Origin of the sequence: Spirillospora sp. NBC_01491 (genome assembly GCF_036227065.1) — a bacterium.
Classification (GTDB): domain Bacteria; phylum Actinomycetota; class Actinomycetes; order Streptosporangiales; family Streptosporangiaceae; genus Spirillospora; species Spirillospora xylanilytica.
Genome location: NZ_CP109432.1, coordinates 4,095,422 through 4,112,170, shown reverse-complemented (window position 1 = coordinate 4,112,170; position 16,749 = coordinate 4,095,422). Strand labels below are relative to the sequence as shown.

At 72.8% G+C, this 16,749-nt stretch carries 16 protein-coding genes; 8 read left to right on the top strand and 8 right to left on the bottom strand.

All coding sequences use genetic code 11. The features are described from left to right. Positions 1–56: 56 nt before the first annotated feature. The 6 genes from OHA34_RS19030 (at position 57) to OHA34_RS19005 (ending at position 7,311) form a co-directional block, all read left to right on the top strand. A complete protein-coding gene (locus OHA34_RS19030) occupies positions 57–1,115 on the top strand; it encodes a BMP family lipoprotein (protein ID WP_285942577.1) in 1,059 nt (352 codons plus the stop codon). 164 nt (positions 1,116–1,279) lie between these two features. After that, positions 1,280–2,794 (top strand): ABC transporter ATP-binding protein, encoded by a 1,515-nt coding sequence (locus tag OHA34_RS19025; protein WP_329522425.1) that lies wholly within the window; start codon positions 1,280–1,282, stop codon positions 2,792–2,794. Further along, the gene (locus OHA34_RS19020; RefSeq protein WP_329522362.1) at positions 2,791–4,209 is read left to right on the top strand and encodes an ABC transporter permease subunit; all 1,419 of its coding nucleotides are present in this window, start codon (positions 2,791–2,793) and stop codon (positions 4,207–4,209) included. The genes OHA34_RS19025 and OHA34_RS19020 overlap by 4 nt, the downstream gene beginning before the upstream one ends. Continuing rightward, positions 4,206–5,561 carry an ABC transporter permease gene (locus OHA34_RS19015; RefSeq protein WP_329522361.1) on the top strand — a complete coding sequence of 452 codons (1,356 nt, stop codon included), beginning with the start codon at positions 4,206–4,208 and terminating at the stop codon, positions 5,559–5,561. Before OHA34_RS19020 ends, OHA34_RS19015 begins: the two co-directional genes overlap by 4 nt. A gap of 46 nt (positions 5,562–5,607) precedes the next feature. Further along, positions 5,608–6,018 carry a cytidine deaminase gene (locus OHA34_RS19010; protein WP_285942574.1) on the top strand — a complete coding sequence of 137 codons (411 nt, stop codon included), beginning with the start codon at positions 5,608–5,610 and terminating at the stop codon, positions 6,016–6,018. Positions 6,019–6,033: 15 nt separating this feature from the next. After that, complete coding sequence (locus tag OHA34_RS19005; RefSeq protein ID WP_329522360.1) at positions 6,034–7,311, top strand: thymidine phosphorylase; 1,278 nt, start codon at positions 6,034–6,036, stop codon at positions 7,309–7,311. 11 nt (positions 7,312–7,322) lie between these two features. Here OHA34_RS19005 and OHA34_RS19000 read toward each other — a convergent pair whose 3' ends face one another. The 5 genes from OHA34_RS19000 to OHA34_RS18980 form a co-directional block, all read right to left on the bottom strand. After that, complete coding sequence (locus OHA34_RS19000; protein ID WP_285942572.1) at positions 7,323–7,802, bottom strand: S26 family signal peptidase; 480 nt, start codon at positions 7,800–7,802, stop codon at positions 7,323–7,325. Beyond that, positions 7,799–9,631 (bottom strand): ABC transporter ATP-binding protein, encoded by a 1,833-nt coding sequence (locus OHA34_RS18995; protein ID WP_285942571.1) that lies wholly within the window; start codon positions 9,629–9,631, stop codon positions 7,799–7,801. The genes OHA34_RS19000 and OHA34_RS18995 overlap by 4 nt, the downstream gene beginning before the upstream one ends. A gap of 4 nt (positions 9,632–9,635) precedes the next feature. After that, the gene (locus OHA34_RS18990; RefSeq protein ID WP_285942570.1) at positions 9,636–10,175 is read right to left on the bottom strand and encodes a peroxiredoxin family protein; all 540 of its coding nucleotides are present in this window, start codon (positions 10,173–10,175) and stop codon (positions 9,636–9,638) included. Positions 10,176–10,274: 99 nt separating this feature from the next. Beyond that, positions 10,275–10,442, bottom strand: a complete 168-nt coding sequence (locus tag OHA34_RS18985) for a hypothetical protein (protein ID WP_285942569.1) — start codon at positions 10,440–10,442, stop codon at positions 10,275–10,277. Positions 10,443–10,981: 539 nt separating this feature from the next. Next, complete coding sequence (locus tag OHA34_RS18980) at positions 10,982–11,149, bottom strand: hypothetical protein (RefSeq protein WP_285942568.1); 168 nt, start codon at positions 11,147–11,149, stop codon at positions 10,982–10,984. A gap of 695 nt (positions 11,150–11,844) precedes the next feature. Between OHA34_RS18980 and OHA34_RS18975 the strand changes: the two genes are divergently transcribed. Further along, positions 11,845–12,939: an adenosine deaminase gene (locus tag OHA34_RS18975; RefSeq protein ID WP_329522359.1), complete on the top strand. Its 1,095-nt coding sequence runs from the start codon at positions 11,845–11,847 to the stop codon at positions 12,937–12,939. A 7-nt stretch (positions 12,940–12,946) separates the two neighbouring features. Then, on the top strand, positions 12,947–13,639 hold the full coding sequence (locus OHA34_RS18970; RefSeq protein WP_329522358.1) for a PH domain-containing protein: 693 nt from the start codon (positions 12,947–12,949) through the stop codon (positions 13,637–13,639). A gap of 48 nt (positions 13,640–13,687) precedes the next feature. Here OHA34_RS18970 and OHA34_RS18965 read toward each other — a convergent pair whose 3' ends face one another. From OHA34_RS18965 to OHA34_RS18955, 3 genes are read right to left on the bottom strand one after another with little or no spacing between them, the layout of a single operon-like run. Then, positions 13,688–15,406, bottom strand: a complete 1,719-nt coding sequence (locus OHA34_RS18965) for a phospho-sugar mutase (protein WP_329522424.1) — start codon at positions 15,404–15,406, stop codon at positions 13,688–13,690. 26 nt (positions 15,407–15,432) lie between these two features. Beyond that, a complete protein-coding gene (locus tag OHA34_RS18960) occupies positions 15,433–16,233 on the bottom strand; it encodes a purine-nucleoside phosphorylase (protein ID WP_285942565.1) in 801 nt (266 codons plus the stop codon). A gap of 42 nt (positions 16,234–16,275) precedes the next feature. Next, on the bottom strand, positions 16,276–16,728 hold the full coding sequence (locus OHA34_RS18955; protein WP_285942564.1) for a gamma-glutamylcyclotransferase: 453 nt from the start codon (positions 16,726–16,728) through the stop codon (positions 16,276–16,278). Positions 16,729–16,749: the final 21 nt, after the last annotated feature.

Genomic DNA, 16,749 nt, shown 5'->3' with positions numbered 1-16,749 from the left:
AGTGGCCCGCCATGGGCCGCTATGCCCGTTCAGGTGGGACCGGAAGGAGCGCTCTCTTGCGCCGTGGACTGAAGATCTCGCTCGTCGGTGTGACGGGCGCAGCGCTGGTGCTCAGCGCCTCCGGCTGCGGTGGCAAGAAGGCCGCTGACGACGGCGGCGGCGCGGACGGCAAGAAGACCGTCAAGGTGGGGCTGGCCTTCGACATCGGCGGTCGTGGCGACCAGTCGTTCAACGACTCGGCGGCGGCCGGGCTCGACAAGGCCAAGAAGGACCTGAACGTCCAGACCAAGGAGATCTCCGCCAAGCCCGACGAGCCGGACGCCGACAAGGAGTCGCGGCTGCGCCTGATGGCCAACGAGGGCTACAAGATGATCATCGGGGTGGGATTCGCCTACACCGCCTCGGTGATCAAGGTCGCCAAGGACTTCCCGGACACCAAGTTCCTGGTCGTGGACGCCGACCAGTGCAAGGTCGAGGGCCCTAACGTGCTCGGCGCGTGCTTCGCCGAGGCGCAGGGCTCCTACCTGGTCGGCGCCGCCGCCGCGCTGAAGTCCAAGACCGGCACGATCGGCTTCATCGGCGGCGTGAATGTGCCGCTGATCCAGCGGTTCCAGGCCGGGTACGAGGCGGGCGCCAAGAAGGCCAAGCCGGGCATCAAGATCCTGCCGGCCAAGTACCTGACCCAGCCGCCGAACTTCGACGGGTTCAAGAACCCGGCGCTCGGCACCGAGGCGGCCAAGGGCCAGCTCGACGGCGGCGCCGACGTGATCTTCCACGCCGCGGGCGGCGCCGGCATCGGCGTCATCAACACCGTCGGCGGGGCCAAGAAGTGGGCCATCGGCGTCGACTCCGACCAGTACAACCTGCCGGCCGTGCAGGGCGTGAAGGAGCAGATCCTCACCTCCATGGTGAAGCGGGTCGACTCGTCGGTGCTCGACTTCGTCGAGGGCGTCGGGAACGGCACCTTCAAGGCCGGCACCAAGAAGTACGACCTGGCCAACGACGGCGTCGGCTACTCGGTGTCGGGCGGCAAGATCGACGACATCAAGGCCAAGCTGGACGAGCTGAAGGCCGGGATCGTGGCCGGCAAGATCGAGGTTCCGACCGGGTCCTGACCTCGCGCCGTACTGCGTGACCGGGGCGCCGCCGTGGCGACGGCGGCGCCCCGGACCGGCCGTCGGGAGGCGGGCCGGTCGGCCGGTCGGCCGGGAGCGCGGTACTCCGAGACAGCGGGGCAGCGGGTAGTCCGAAGCGGGAGGGGCCACACGTGCCTGAGCAGATGCCGGCCGTCCGGCTGACATCGATCACCAAGCGGTTTCCCGGCGTGGTGGCCAACCACGACGTCGACCTCACCATCGAGCGCGGCGAGGTGCACGCGCTGTGCGGGGAGAACGGTGCCGGCAAGTCCACCCTGATGAAGATCCTTTACGGGATGCAGCGGCCGGACGAGGGCACCATCGAGATCGACGGCGCCAAGGCGGTGCTCCGCACCCCCGCCGACGCGATCGCGCGCGGGATCGGGATGGTGCACCAGCACTTCAAGCTGGCCGACAACCTGACGGTGCTGGAGAACGTGATCCTCGGCGCCGAGCCGCGGCGCGGGTTCCGGATCGACTTCGCCGCCGCCCGCGCGAGGATCCGCGAGATGTCGGAGGCGTACGGGCTGCGCGTCGACCCCGACGTGCTGGTCGAGACGCTCGGCGTCGGCGACCGGCAGCGGGTCGAGATCCTCAAGGTGCTGTTCCGCGGCGCCCGGGTGCTGATCCTGGACGAGCCCACCGCGGTGCTCGTCCCGCAGGAGGTCGACGAGCTGTTCGGCAACCTGCGGGAGCTGCGCGCCGAAGGCCTCACCGTGCTGTTCATCTCGCACAAGCTCGACGAGGTGCTGTCGGTCGCCGACACCATCTCGGTGATCAGGCGCGGCACCACCGTCGCCACCCGGCTGGACCCGGGGCAGATCACCTCGGGACGGCTGGCCGAGCTGATGGTCGGCTCCGAGCTGCCCAAGCCGGAGCTGCGCGAGTCCACCGTGACCGACGACGTGCAGCTCGATATCGGCGGCCTGAGCGTGCTGACCGCCGAGGGCCGTCCGGTCGTGGACGGGGTGTCGCTGAGCATCCGGCGCGGCGAGATCGTCGGTCTGGCCGGGGTCGAGGGCAACGGGCAGAGCGAGCTGATCGAGGCGATCATGGGGATCCGCGGCGCGGACGCCGGGACGATCACCTATGGCGAGCACGACATCACCGGCTGGACGACCCGGCGCCGCCGCGAGGCCGGGATCGCCTACATCCCCGAGGACCGGCACCGGCACGGGCTGGTGCTGGAGGGCAGCCTCTGGGAGAACCGGATGCTGGGCCACCAGACCCAGCGGCCGAACGTGCGCGGCCCGTGGGTCGACCGGCGCGGCGCGCGGCGCGACACCACCCGGATCGTCCGCGACTACGACGTGCGCACCCCCGGGATCGAGGTGCCGGCCGCGGCGCTGTCGGGCGGCAACCAGCAGAAGCTCATCGTGGGCCGGGAGATGTCCGGCGACCCGCGGCTGCTGATCGCCGCCCATCCCACCCGCGGCATCGACGTGGGCGCCCAGGCCGCCATCTGGGAGTACCTGCGGCTGGCCCGCGCGAGCGGGCTGGCCGTGCTGCTGATCAGCGCCGATCTTGAGGAACTCATCGGTATGTCCGACACCCTGCACGTGATCCTGCGCGGGCGGCTGGTCGCGGAGGTCGACCCGGGGACGGTCACCCCCGAGCAGCTCGGCTCCGCCATGACCGGCGCGGGAGACACCCCATGAGCGACCCGAAGGAACCCCGGGACGAGAAGGACCCGAGGGACGAGCGGGAGCCGGGCGACACGGCGGGCCCCGCCGCGTCGAAGGACTCCGGCGTCGCGAAGGACTCCGGCGTCGCGAAGGACTCCGGCGTCGCGAAGGACTCCGGTGTCGCGAAGGACGCTGTGCCCGACCTGGGCGAGGCCGGGCCCGGCGTGCCCGCGCCGCGCGGGCCGGAGCCCGGCGAGACCGACCCGGCCGAGCCCGGCGAGCCGTCCGGGCCCGCCGAGGTGCCGGCGTGGAAGGCGGTGCTCCAGGGGCTCGGGCCGCGCGGGCTCGGCCTGAAGATCGGCGCGCCGGTGCTGGCGCTGCTGATCTCCCTGGCCATCACGATGCTGCTGCTGCGGGTCACCGGCGCCGACCCGGTCAGCTCGATCCAGAGCATGGTCAGCTTCGGCACCACCGAGAACTCCCTGGTCGACATCGTCAACCGGGCGACGCGGTACTACCTGTCGGCGGTCGCGGTCGCGATCGGGTTCCGGATGGCGCTGCTCAACATCGGCGTGGACGGGCAGTACCGGCTGGCGGCGATGCTGTCGGCGGCGCTCGGCGGCGCGCTGACGCTGCCCGCCCCGTTCGGCCAGCTCCTGGTGATCGTGGCGGCGATGCTGGTCGGCGGGCTGTGGGCCGCGATCGCGGGCGTACTGAAGGTCACCCGCGGGGTCAGCGAGGTGCTGTCCACGATCATGCTGAACGCGATCGCGACCGGGCTGATCGCCTACCTGCTGAACGACAAGCGGCTGGCCGAGGTGCGGCCGGGCAGCAACAACGTGGCGACCCCGCCGATCCCCAAGTCCGGCCAGGTCGGCGACCTGAACGGGGTGCTGTCGGCGGTGGGGCTCGACCTGCCCGGCCGGCTGTACGGGCTGCTGCCGCTGGCGATCGTGGTCGGCGTGGTGTTCTGGGTGGTGATCAACCACACCCGGTTCGGGTTCGACATGAGGGTGTCGGGGCTGTCGCCGACGGCGGCGCAGGCCAGCGGGGTCAGCGCGCGCCGGATGGTGGTCGTCACGATGGTGGCGTCCGGCGCGGTGGCCGGGCTGATCGGGATGCCCGAGCTGCTCGGCGCCTCGCACGAGTACTCGCTGAACTTCCCGGCCGGGCTCGGCTTCACCGGCATCACGGTGGCGCTGCTCGGCCGCAACCATCCGGTGGGCATCGCGCTGGCGGCGCTGCTGTTCGCCTTCCTCGACCAGACCTCCGACGTGCTCCAGGAGGTCGATGTGCCCAAGGAGATCGTCGGGGTGATGCAGGGCGTGGTCGTACTGACCGTCGTCATCGTCTACGAGCTGGTGCGGCGCTGGGAGATCCGGCTCCAGCAGCGGGCCGTGGCGGTCGAGCTGGCCACCGGACACGACCTGGCACGGGAGGCGGGATGAGCACGGTCACCACGGCCGCGGGCAAGGCCAAGGCGCTGACCACGGGCCGCCGGCTCCGCTGGCCGCACCACCTGCTGATCGCGGCGGCGCTGCTGGTGCTGCTGTCCCTGGTCCGGCTGATCGACGACGCGAACGACGTGACGTCCAGCGGGACGGTCGGCGCGACGCTGCGGCTCGCGGTGCCGATCTTCCTGGCCGGGCTGGGCGGGCTGTGGGCGGAGCGGTCGGGCGTCATCAACATCGGCCTCGAGGGCATGATGATCCTCGGGACCTGGTCGGGCGCCTGGGCCGGCTACCAGTGGGGCCCGTGGGCCGGGGTGGCCGCCGGGATCGCCGGCGGCGCGCTCGGCGGGCTGCTGCACGCCGTCGCGACCGTGTCGTTCGGCGTCGACCACATCGTCTCCGGTGTCGCGATCAACATCCTCGGTCTCGGGCTGACCCAGTTCCTGGCCGGGCTGATCTTCGACACCGGTGCGGCGAAGGCGCTGGGCGGCGGGCCGCGGCAGTCCCCGCCGGTCGATCCGATCAGCACGCTGACGCTGCCGGTGCTGTCCGGCGGCGAGATCTTCGGGTGGCGGAGCCCGGACTGGCTCGGCTCGGTCGAGCGGCACCACTGGTTCCTGGTGTCGGACCTGGCGGGGGTGCTGCGCGGGCTGACCAACGGGATGTCGCTGCTGACGCTGGTCGCGCTGCTGCTGGTCCCGCTGACCTTCTTCGTGCTGTGGCGCACCGCGTTCGGGCTGCGGATCCGGTCGTGCGGCGAGGACCCGTACGCGGCCGAGTCGCTGGGCGTGCCGGTCTACCGGATGAAGTACCTGGCGGTGACGATCTCCGGTGCGTTCTCCGGGCTGGCCGGGGCGTTCCTGGTCACGGTCGCCGCCCCGCTCTATCAGGACGGGCAGACCGGCGGACGCGGCTTCATCGGCCTGGCCGCGATGATCTTCGGTAACTGGCGTCCGGGCGGGCTCGCCGCCGGATCGCTGCTGTTCGGTTACACCGACGCGATGAACGTGCGCGGCGGAGGCCAGGCGGTGCACGCGCTGCTGCTGTTCGTGACCGTCCTGCTGGTCGCCGTCGCGATCTGGCAGCTCGTCCGGGGCAACCGGATGCGCCCGCTGGTGACCACCGACGTGGAGCGCCGCGCGGTCCGCAACGCGTTCGTCGGCGGCGCGCTGTCGGTGGTGTTCGCCGCCGCGCTGCTGGCGTGGTTCCTGAGCAGCGACGTGGTGCCCGGCGAGCTGGTGTCGTTCACCCCGCACCTGACCACGCTGCTGGTGCTGGCGCTCGCCAGCCAGCGGCTGCGGATGCCGGCCGCCAACGGGATCCAGTACCGGCGCGGCGAGTCGCGCTGATCGGGCGATGGCCCGGGACGGGCCGGACGCGGGAGATCATGGGGACATGACCGAACAGATCGATTGGCCGGCGCTGCGCGCGGCGGCGCGGGCGGCGATGGGGCGGGCGTACGCGCCGTACTCCGGCTTCCCCGTCGGCGCCGCGGCGCTGGTGGACGACGGCCGGACCATCACCGGATGCAACGTGGAGAACGCCTCGTACGGCGTCGGCCTGTGCGCCGAGTGCAGCCTGGTGTCGGCGCTGCACGGCGAGGGGAAGGCGACCGCGGCGCCGCAGCTGGTCGCGGTCGCGGTCGTCGACCGGAACGGCGACCCGCTGATGCCGTGCGGGCGCTGCCGGCAGCTCCTGTGGGAGCAGGGCGGCGCGGCGCTGCTGCTGGAGACCGTGCGCGGCGTGCTGCCGATGACCGAGGTCCTGCCGGACGCGTTCGGCCCGGACGACCTGCTGCGCCGCTGAGAGGTGAGGAGAGCTGTGGACGCCATCGACGTCATCCGCGCCAAGCGCGACCGGACCGGGCTGACCGGTGAGCAGATCGACTGGGCGGTCGACGCCTACACCCGGGGGGCGATCGCCGAGGAGCAGATGGCGGCGCTGGCCATGGCGATCCTGCTGAACGGGATGACCCGGACCGAGGTGTCCCGCTGGACGGACGCGATGATCCGTTCGGGCGAGCGGATGGACTGGTCGGCGCTGGACCGCCCGACCACCGACAAGCACTCCACCGGCGGCGTCGGCGACAAGATCACGCTGCCGCTGGCGCCGGTGGTGGCCGCGTGCGGCGCGGCCGTCCCGCAGCTGTCGGGGCGGGGCCTCGGGCACACCGGCGGGACGCTCGACAAGCTGGAGTCGATCCCGGGCTGGCGGGCGTCGCTGAGCACCGGCGAGATGCTGGACGTGCTGACCGGCACCGGCGCGGTGGTGTGCGCGGCGGGCGGCGGCCTGGCCCCGGCCGACCGCAAGCTGTACGCGCTGCGCGATGTGACCGGGACGGTCGAGTCGATCCCGCTGATCGCGTCCTCGATCATGTCCAAGAAGATCGCCGAGGGCACCGGGGCGCTGGTGCTGGACGTCAAGGTCGGCTCCGGCGCGTTCATGAAGACGGTCGCGGACGCGCGCGAGCTGGCCGAGACGATGGTCGGCATCGGCACCGACCACGGGCTGCGCACCGTCGCGCTGCTCACCGCGATGGACCGTCCCCTCGGCCGCGCGGTCGGCAACGCGGTCGAGGTGGCCGAGTCGGTCGAGGTGCTGGCCGGCGCGGGCCCGTCCGACGTGGTCGAGCTGACCGTGGCGCTGGCCCGCGAGATGCTCGCCGCGGCCGGCCTGGCGGACGGCAAGGACCCCGCCGACGCGCTCCAGGACGGTTCGGCGATGGACGTCTGGCGCCGGATGATCTCCGCGCAGGGCGGCGACCCCGACGCCGCGCTCCCGGTCGCGAACGAGGCGCACGAGGTGACCGCGCCGTCCTCGGGAGTCCTCACCCGGCTGGACGCCTACGGCGTCGGCGTGGCCGCGTGGCGGCTCGGTGCCGGCCGCGCCCGCAAGGAGGACCCGGTGTCGTTCGGTGCCGGCATCATCTGCCACGCCAAGCCCGGTGACACCGTCACCGAGGGCCAGCCGCTGCTGACCCTGCACGCCGACGAGCCGTCCCGCTTCGACCGGGCCCTGGAGTCACTGGACGGCGCGTTCGAGATCACCGAATCCGGCACCCCGGACCTCCATCCCCTGATCATCGACCGCATCGCCTGACCGCCCTGAGCTCAGCGGGAGCGAGCGGGCTCGGGTTCGGGGGACGGCGCGGCGGACAGGTGCCGGACCATGACGCCGACGATCCGCTCGCGGGGCACGAAGCCGTAGTGCCGGGAGTCCCAGCTCGTCGGACGGTTGTCGCCCAGCACCACCACGGAACCGGGCGGCACCGTCATACCGGCCAGCCCCGCGACGTCCGGGTCCGCCCAGCCCGCGGGCACCCGGTCGCCCTGCACGGCCGTCGCCCGCTTGAGGAGGAGCTGGCGGTCGGCCACGGGCCGCCGCTCGTTCGGCAGGTCGGGGAACCGGACGAGGACGACGTCTCCGGAGCGGACCCGCTTGGTCCGGCGGACCAGCACGCGGTCGCCGGACCGCAGCGTCGGCTCCATGCTGTCGCCGTCGACGGTCGTGACGATGAGGCGGAGGCGGATCGACAGTGCCAGCAGGCCGAGCGCCGCCGCCGCTCCGGCGACCGGCAGGGCGGTGGTCACGGGACCTCCTGGTATCCGGATGCCTGGAGCCGGAACAGCCCGGCGTAGCTGCCGCCGGTCTCGAGCAGGGAGTCGTGCGTTCCCTGCTCGATGATCCGGCCCTCCTTCAGTACCGCGATGTGGTCGGCGTCGCGGACGGCGCTGAGCCGGTGCGAGATCAGCAGGCTGGTGCGGCCCTCGCGGTGCTCCCGCATCCGGGTGTGGATCTCGTGCTCGGCCTCGGGGTCGAGGCCGGAGCTGGGCTCGTCCAGGATCATCAGGTCCCGGCCCTCCCGGACGAACGCGCGGGCCAGCGCGAGCCGCTGCCACTGCCCGCCGGACAGGACGACGCCGGTCACCGGGTCGTCCTTGTCGTCCCCCATCACGAACATGCGGGTGAGCGGGGTGTCGTAGCCCCGAGGCAGCCCGGTGAGCTTGTCGTGGATGCCCGCACGGACGGCCGCCGCGGTGAGCCGCCGCTGGTCGCCGATCGCGCCCAGGTCGCCGAGGGAGATGTTCTCGCCGGCCGTCATGTCGTAGTTCATGTGGTCCTGGAACACGGCGCTGATCCGCTCGCGCAGCAGTGCCGGCGGGATGTCGCGCAGGTCGACGCCGTCCCAGCGGATCTGTCCGCGGGTCGGGTCGTACATCCGGCACAGCAGCTTGACGAGGGTGCTCTTCCCGGCCCCGTTCAGGCCGACGAGCGCGACCGCGTGCCCGCGCGGGATCGTCAGGTCCACCCCGCGCAGGACCCAGGGGTGGTCGTCGCTGTAGCGGAACCACACGTCCCGCAGCTCGATGGCGTCCCGCAGCGGCGGCGCGTCGCCCTCGATCGCGCTGGGAAGGTCGGGTTCGGCGCGGACGACGGCGAGGTAGTGGGTGAAGGACAGCAGCCGCGCCTGCCCGCCGGCGATCGCCGTGGTGAGCGTCGACAGGGCGGCCTGCACGCCGAGGACGGCCGCGAGGAACATGGACACATCGCCGATGCTGAGCCGGCCGTGCCGCGCCGCCGTGATCGCCCACCACAGCCCGGCTCCGGCCACCGCCGCGCTCAGCACGGTCAGCCCGCCCTGGGTGCGCAGCTCCCGGAGGTCCATCCGCTGGGTGGCCGCGTTGACGCTGCGCCGCTCGGCCATCATCCGGGCGCGCAGGAACGCGCCGATCCCGAACAGCCGGATCTCGGTGGCGGGCGCCGTCCCGGTGAGGAGCTGGCCGTAGAAGAACTCGCGGCGGTAGTACTGCTCGATGCTCCACTCCATGGCCGCCCGGCGCCGGGAGAGCAGGATCTCCGCGACCAGCGCGGGGACGGCGGCGGCGAGCACCATGGCGGTCATGGCCGGGCTGAGAACGAGCAGCGACCCGATGAACCCGACCAGGGACAGTATCCCGCCGAGCCCGCTGCCGATGCCGTCCACGATCTCGGCGATGCGGGTGATGCTGTCCTGGGCCAGCCGGAGCCGGTCCTGGAATCCCGGATCCTCGAAGTTGCGCAGGCCCACCTGGCGCTCGGCGGCCTGGAACAGTCCCTCGGTCGCGGTCAGGCCGGCGGACCGGCCCATCTGCGCCCGCAGGTACTGGACCATGCCCGGCAGCCCCGCGGCGACCAGCCCCGCGGCGACCAGCCCGAGCGCCAGCCCGCCGACCTCCCCGTGCGGGGTCGTCAGGCGGTCGATCACCAGCTTGGTCAGCCATGCGGTCACGATCGGCGCGGCGGCCCCCGCCAGCGTCATGATCAGGAACGCGGCCACGCCGCCGGGGGCCGACCGCCAGATGAGCGCGACGGCCGCCGCGCCGGCGGCCCGCATGTCCCGCAGGCCGAGGCCCGGTTCCCCCTTCGGGGTGCGGCTCACTCGCTCAGCCCTTGCCCGCGACCGGCTCGCGCGAGGACCGGCGCGGCGGCGGCTGCGGCATGTCCTCGACCCGGTGGCCGGTGGCGGCGACGAGGCCGCCCTCGCCGACGAGGTACAGCGCCGGGGTCAGGGTGTTCTGGAATGCGCGCGCCACCGGCCCGCCGTCGAACTCGGCCTGGACGACCCGGGCGACCGGGGTCAGCGCCCGCACGGTCTCGGGGTCGTCGCCGCCGACGATCGCCAGCACGTTCTCGCGGCCCTGCCCGCGAGCGTGCTCGACGAACCGGGGCAGCAGCTCGTGGCAGGAGTCGCAGGCGGCGGAGAAGAACGCGACGACGCCCATCAGGGTGTCGCGGGACACCGGCTCGTCATCGGTCGTCAGGGCGGTGAAGTCCCCGATGGTCGAGCCCGGTCCGAGCGCGAACAGCGATGCGTGACCGCTCCCCGCCTGCTCCCTCAACCGGCGCAGGACCCCGAGCGTGAGCAGCAGGTTCAGCAGGCACAGCACGCCGAGCAATACCACGGCGGCCACTAGGTAGGGCATCAGGAGTCAGTCCTCACGAACAGATCGGCGGCGGCGCGGCCGGCGCCGTGCGCGCCGGGCGGCGTGATGCCGCCGCCCGGCGGCGTTCCTACGACCGGATCAGCAGGAGTTGCGGACCTTGCTCCAGGTGCAGCCGCTGTCCGGGCAGCAGTAGCGGTACCAGTAGCCCTTGTGGCCGGCCGCGTCGCAGAAGTAGGTGCCGCTGCATGCGGACGCGGTCTCCCGGGGGGCGATCCGGTCGATCATTCGGTCGATGAGGCGGTTCATGACTTCTCCCTTTTGGCAGCTTCGACAGGAAGGACGAGGGCGATATCGCAGGTCGGCGACCGGATATGCCACGAAGTTCGAGTGCCGCTACCCCTTCCTTGCTCCGGCTCATTCGCCGCAGTGGCGGGCTGGGACCAAGTAGTACACGGGACGCGGGGAAAACGGCAAGACCTAATTAATGGCAACGTGACCGTTTGTAGGATCTTGTTGACGGACACCCGTGAGGAAGATCACTTGTCGCTGGTTTGTGCAGGCCGGGCACCCGGAATCGCGCGGTGATGATCTCTGAATGCAGTCAAGAGAACGCGTTGCGTCAGGTGGGGGCACTGAAGTTGAGGGGGTGTATCGGCATCGACTCAAGCGGCGCCGTCGATGACTCAATCACCACGATCGCGCTACTCATTACCGCACTGCCGCCATTGGCGGGCAACGGGAGTCGGTCCTCGCGGACATGCGGGGCGGCGGTGCCGCGGCCGGCGCCGGTGCGCGCGCCGGGCGGTGGCGTGACGCCACCGCCCGGCGGCGTTCCTACGACCGGATCAGCAGGAGTTGCGGATCTTGGTCCACTCGCAGCCGCTGTCCAGGCAGCAGAAGCGGTACCAGTAGCCCGGGTGGCCGGCCGCGTCGCAGAAGTAGTTGGTGCTACAGGCGGACGCGTCCTCCCGGGGGGCGAGCCGGTCCAGCAGGCGATCGATCAGACGGTTCATGACGCTCCCTTTTTGGCGTCTTCGGCAAGAAGGGCTGGGGGATATCGGTGGTCGGCGACCGGATATGGCGCGAAGCTCTAGGGCCCGCGCCACCACTTCTTGCCTCGGTGGAATTGCTGCCCTGGCGGGCACGGGACCAAGTAGTACACGGGTCCCAGGGAAAGCGGCAAGACCTAAATAATGGCAACATGACCGTTTGTAGGATCTTGGTGCGAATATCCGCGAGCTGGATCAACTCTGACGGTTCGTCTCGGTCCTCGTCCCGGGAGGGAGCTGCGATGATCTCCGGCTGCGGTTGTCGGATCACCTTCGGTGAGGTCAGAGCGTTGAGGTTGCGGAAAGTCGGCTCTGACTCAAGCCGCTTCTCCGGTTACTCAACCACGGTCGCCGCGTTACTTAAATATTGGCTCCAGGTCGTCCCCCGCATGCTTCTTGGCGGCGGGTGCGGGAGAGAAAAGGCCGGCACTGTCCCGATCTTAATGGAAGGATGAATGGAGTGGCCGCCGTCGCGAAGTGCCCCGACCGGGGATTAAACGTCTTCGGGCCGGGAGATCTCCCATCGCGGTGATCACTTCGGGTCGCGGGCCCTGCGGTGATCGTCACCGCTCCGGCACGCCGGACCGGCGCTCCGCGTCCTGCTCCGGTTGGCGGAAGTTGCCGAAGAACAGGGCGGGTTTCGGGGGTAGATTCTGAGGATGAACGAGCGCCCGTCCCTCGACGACATCCGCCGCGCCCCGAAGGTCCTGCTCCACGACCATCTGGACGGGGGCGTCCGGGCCGGCACGATCGTGGACCTGGCGCGGGAGGGCGGGTACGACGCGCTGCCCACCACCGACCCCGACAACCTGCGGACCTGGTTCGCCGAGGCGGCGAACTCGGGCTCCCTGGAGCGCTACCTGGAGACGTTCTCGCACACCGTCGGGGTCATGCAGACCAAGGAGGCGCTCGCCCGCGTCGCCTACGAGTGCGCCGAGGACCTCGCCGAGGACGGCGTCGTCTACGCCGAGGTCCGGTACGCGCCCGAGCAGCACACCCGCACCGGGCTGCCGCTCGACCAGGTCGTCGAGGCCGTCCTGGAGGGCTTCGCCAAGGGCGGGCGCGACCACGGGATCCGGGTCGGCGCGCTGCTCACCGCGATGCGGCACCAGCCGCGCAGCGGGGAGATCGCCGAGCTGGCCGTCCGGTACCGCGACGCGGGCGTGGCCGGGTTCGACATCGCGGGCGCCGAGGCCGGCTACCCGCCCACCCGGCACCTGGACGCGTTCGAGTACCTCCAGCGGGAGAACGCGCACTTCACCATCCACGCGGGCGAGGGCTACGGGCTCCCGTCGATCTGGCAGGCGATCCAGTGGTGCGGGGCCGACCGGCTCGGGCACGGCGTGCGCATCATCGACGACATCGTCCAGGGCGGCGCCGACGGCCCGGTGCTCGGCCGGCTCGCCGCCTACGTGCGCGACAAGCGGATCCCGCTGGAGATGTGCCCGACGTCCAACATCCAGACGGGTGCGGCCAAGTCGATCGCCGAGCACCCGATCGGGCTGCTGCGGCGGCTGAGCTTCCGGGTCACCGTCAACACCGACAACCGGCTGATGGGCGGCACCACGCTGTCGCGCGAGTTCGCCGAGCTCACCGAGGCCTTCGACTACGGCTGGGACGACCTCCAGTGGTTCACGGTGAACGCGATGAAGTCGGCGTTCGTCGGCTTCACCGAGCGGCTCGAACTGATCAACGGCGTGATCAAGCCGGGATTCGCACAGCTCAAGTGGCGCGGCACCCGGCCCCTGGCATGATCGGGGGATGACCCCGCAGCTCACGGTCCGTTCCACCGCCGCACACGTCAGCGCGTACGTCTGGCTGGCGTTCGCCGCGTTCAACCTCCTGGACCTGGCGATCGGCATCACCGGTTCGGCCCGCTACAACCTGACCTCCGCCTCGATCGCCGCGCTCCTGCTGCTCGGCAGCGGCATCGCGTACGTGGTCGGGCTGCGCCCGGCGATCGTCGCGGACGAGGCGGGGGTGACCGTCCGCAACCCGGCGCGCGACACGCGGGCGCCCTGGCCCGCCGTCCGCGAGGTCGAGGGCGGCACCGCGGTGACGGTCCGGTTCACCGGCCCCGGCGGCGCCGAGCGGAAGACCCGTGCCTGGGTGCTCCAGACCTCGCCGCGCGCCCAGGCCAAGACCGAGGCGCGGGCGCGGCGGGACGAGTCCAGGCGGCCCGCCGGCGACCGGTCCGCCGCCGCGCTGATCAAGGGCCGCACCCCGGCCGACTTCACGGCCGGGCAGCTCGACGAGATCAGGGAGCGCAGCCGCTCCCGGAGCAGGTCCGGCGCGGCCGGTCCGATCACGGCCGAGGCCGGGGCGGCGGACGGCGGCGCGGAGGCCCGGCCCGAGGCCACGGGCTCGGTGACCTGGTCGGTCGCGGCGGCGGTGGCCCTCGGCGTGCCGCTGCTCCTGCTGCTCGCGGTGATCATCGCGGGCCTGCTCGCCTAGCCCGCACGCACCCCGCGCACGCGCACCCCGCGCACCCCGGAGGGACGGTCAGCCGAGGCCGAGCGCGGCCGACAGTGCGGTCCGCAGCGCGTCCAGCTCGGCGGCCCCCCGCGCCCGCACGGCCGCGATATCGCGGTCACCGTCGCCGACCGGTAGGACGACTTCCAGGTAGCACTTGAGCTTGGGCTCGGTGCCGGACGGCCGGATCACCACCCGGGCGGTCCCGCCGGACGGCCCGGCGGCGAGCCGGAACCGGAGCCCGTCAGTGGGTGGCAGGCCGCCCGCGCCCTCGGCGAGGTCGTCGAACGACGCGACGGTGCGTCCGGCGATCTCGGCGGGCGGGTCCGCGCGCAGCCGGGCGACCGCACCGGTGATGAGCGCCGGGTCGGCGACCCGGAACGAGAGCTGCGAGGTGGCGTGCAGCCCGTACCGGCGGGCCTGGTCGTCGAGCAGGTCCCCGAGCGTCCGGCCGTCGCGGGCGGCGGTGGCGGCGAGCGCGGCGATGGCGAGCGCGGCGCCGACGCCGTCCTTGTCGCGCACCGGCAGGCCCCGGTCGTCGCCCACGCTGTAGCCGAGCGCCTCCTCGTACCCGAAGACCAGCCGGTCGCCGGGCCGGCCCGCCTTCATGATCCATTTGAACCCGGTCAGCGACTCGGCGAACCGCACGCCGTGCGCGCGGGCGATCGCGGCGGGCAGCGACGACGAGACGATGGTGCTGGCGATGAGCCGGTCGTCGCCGGCGGTGTGCGCCAGCACCTGCTCGGCCAGCAGCCCGCCGACCTCGTCGCCGGTCAGCGTCCGCCACCCGTCCGGGCCGGGCACCGCCACCGCGCAGCGGTCCGCGTCCGGGTCGTTGGCGATCACCAGGTCGGCGCCCGCCGCCTCGGCCAGCCCGAGCACCAGGTCCATCGCCCCGGGCTCCTCGGGGTTGGGGAAGGCCACCGTCGGGAAGTCGGGGTCGGGCTCGGCCTGCTCGGGCACCACCGCCGGGGCGCGGAACCCGGCCCGCCCGAACGCCCGCAGCAGCACGTCGCGGCCGACGCCGTGCAGCGGCGTGTAGGCCACCGACACGTCCCGGGCGGCGCCGAGCCGCAGCCCGGCCACCGCGTCGAGGTACCGGTCGATCTCGGCATCGCCGAGGAGGTCCCAGCCGGTGCCGAGGGGCAGCCCGTCCACCCGGCCGACCGCGTCGATGGCCGCCGAGATCTCGGCGTCGAGCGGCGGGACGATCTGCGCGCCGTCGCCCCAGTAGACCTTGTAGCCGTTGTCGCGCGGCGGGTTGTGGCTGGCGGTCACCATCACGCCCGCCACCACCGCGCCGGAGGCCCCCACGTAGTGGGCCAGCACGGGCGTCGGCACCGGCCGCGGGAACAGCCGGGCGGCGAGGCCCGCCCCGGTCAGTACCGCCGCCGTGTCGAGCGCGAACCGCCGCGACCCGTGCCGCGCGTCGTACCCGATCGCCACCGCGGCGCCCGCCGGGTGGTCCTGCCGGATCCGCGCGGCCAGGCCGGCGGCGGCGCGCATGACCGTCACCCGGTTCATCCGGTTGGGGCCCGCTCCGAGCTCGCCGCGCAGGCCCGCCGTGCCGAACTCCAGCCGGGCGCCGAACCGCCCGGCCAGCGCCGGGCCGTCGTCCGCGTCCAGGAGGGCGCGCAGCTCGGCGCGGGTCTCCGGATCGGGATCCTGCGCCAGCCACGCCGCGGCGGCCTCGCGAAGGCCGTCCTGCGCGGGCACGTCCTGCGCGGGCACGTCCGGTGCGGCGTCCATCGGCACGTCCCGCGCGGGCTCGTCCATCACAGACCGGCGAGGACGGTGGCGAGCAGCCCGCCCATGCGGGCGGCAGCGGCCCGGCCGGCGGCCAGGACCTCCTCGTGGTCGAGGAGCCCGTCGGACAGCCCGGCCGCGACGTTGGTCACCAGCGAGACGCCGAGCACCTCCGCGCCGCCCTCCCGCGCCGCGATCGTCTCCAGCACGGTGGACATGCCGATCAGGTCGGCGCCGAGGCCGCGCAGCATCCTGATCTCGGCGGGGGTCTCGAAGGTCGGGCCGCGGAACGCCGCGTACACGCCCTCCGCCAGCGTCGGGTCGGCCGCCCTCGCGAGCGCGCGCAGCCGCGCCGAGTACGCCTCGGTGAGGTCGAGGAAGGTGGCGCCGGTCAGCGGGTTGGCGCCGGTCAGGTTGAGGTGGTCGGAGATCAGCACCGGGTCGCCGACGCGCTGGTGCTCGGGCCGCAGCCCGCCCGCCGCGTTGGTCAGCACGACCGTGCCCGCCCCGGCCGCCAGCGCCGTGCGGACGCCGTGCACCACCGGGTCGACGCCGAGCCCCTCGTACAGGTGGGTGCGGCCGAGGAAGACCAGGGCGCGGCGGCCGGCCACCTCCACGACCCGGATCCGTCCGGCATGGCCCTCGACGGCCGGTGGCGCGAACCCCGGCAGGTCGGTCACCGCCAGCTCGGCGACCGGGGCGCCGAGCGCGTCGGCGGCCGGGAGCCAGCCCGAGCCCATCACCAGGGCGACGTCGAAGGAGTCGAAGGAGGTGCGGGCGCGCAGCTCGGTGGCCGCCGCCCGCGCCGCGGCATAGGCGTCATTGCTCACGCCGCCGACACTACCGCCGTGATCAACCCCCGGGGCGGGGGCTCAGCCGCCGATGGAGGTGCAGGGGCGGGTGCGCAGTTCCTTGACGTAGTCGTCGGGGGCCCCGGCGGACTCGGCCGCGTCGGCGACGATGCCCAGGTAGCGGGCGGACGGGAGGCCGCCCTCGTAGTCGTCGAGCACGTACATCCAGCACAGCGCGTCACCGTCGAGGGTCTGCACCCGCACCCTGGTCTTGCGGTAGACGCCGAGGGCCGCGCCCTCCCAGCCGTCGAGCTCCTTCTCGTCCCAGGACGGAACGTCGTACATCACGACGAAGACCTGTTCGGAGCGGTCCTCGACCACCGTCGCCAGGGCGCCGTCGAAGCTCTTGTCCTGACCGCCGAAGGTGAGGCGCCAGCCGGTCAGCCAGCCGGTGCCGCGCATGGGCGAGTGCGGAGCCCGTGCCGACATCTGCTCGGGGTCCATGTTGGAGGCGTACGCCGCGTACAGTGCCACGTTCGCCAAGGGTACGCGAGG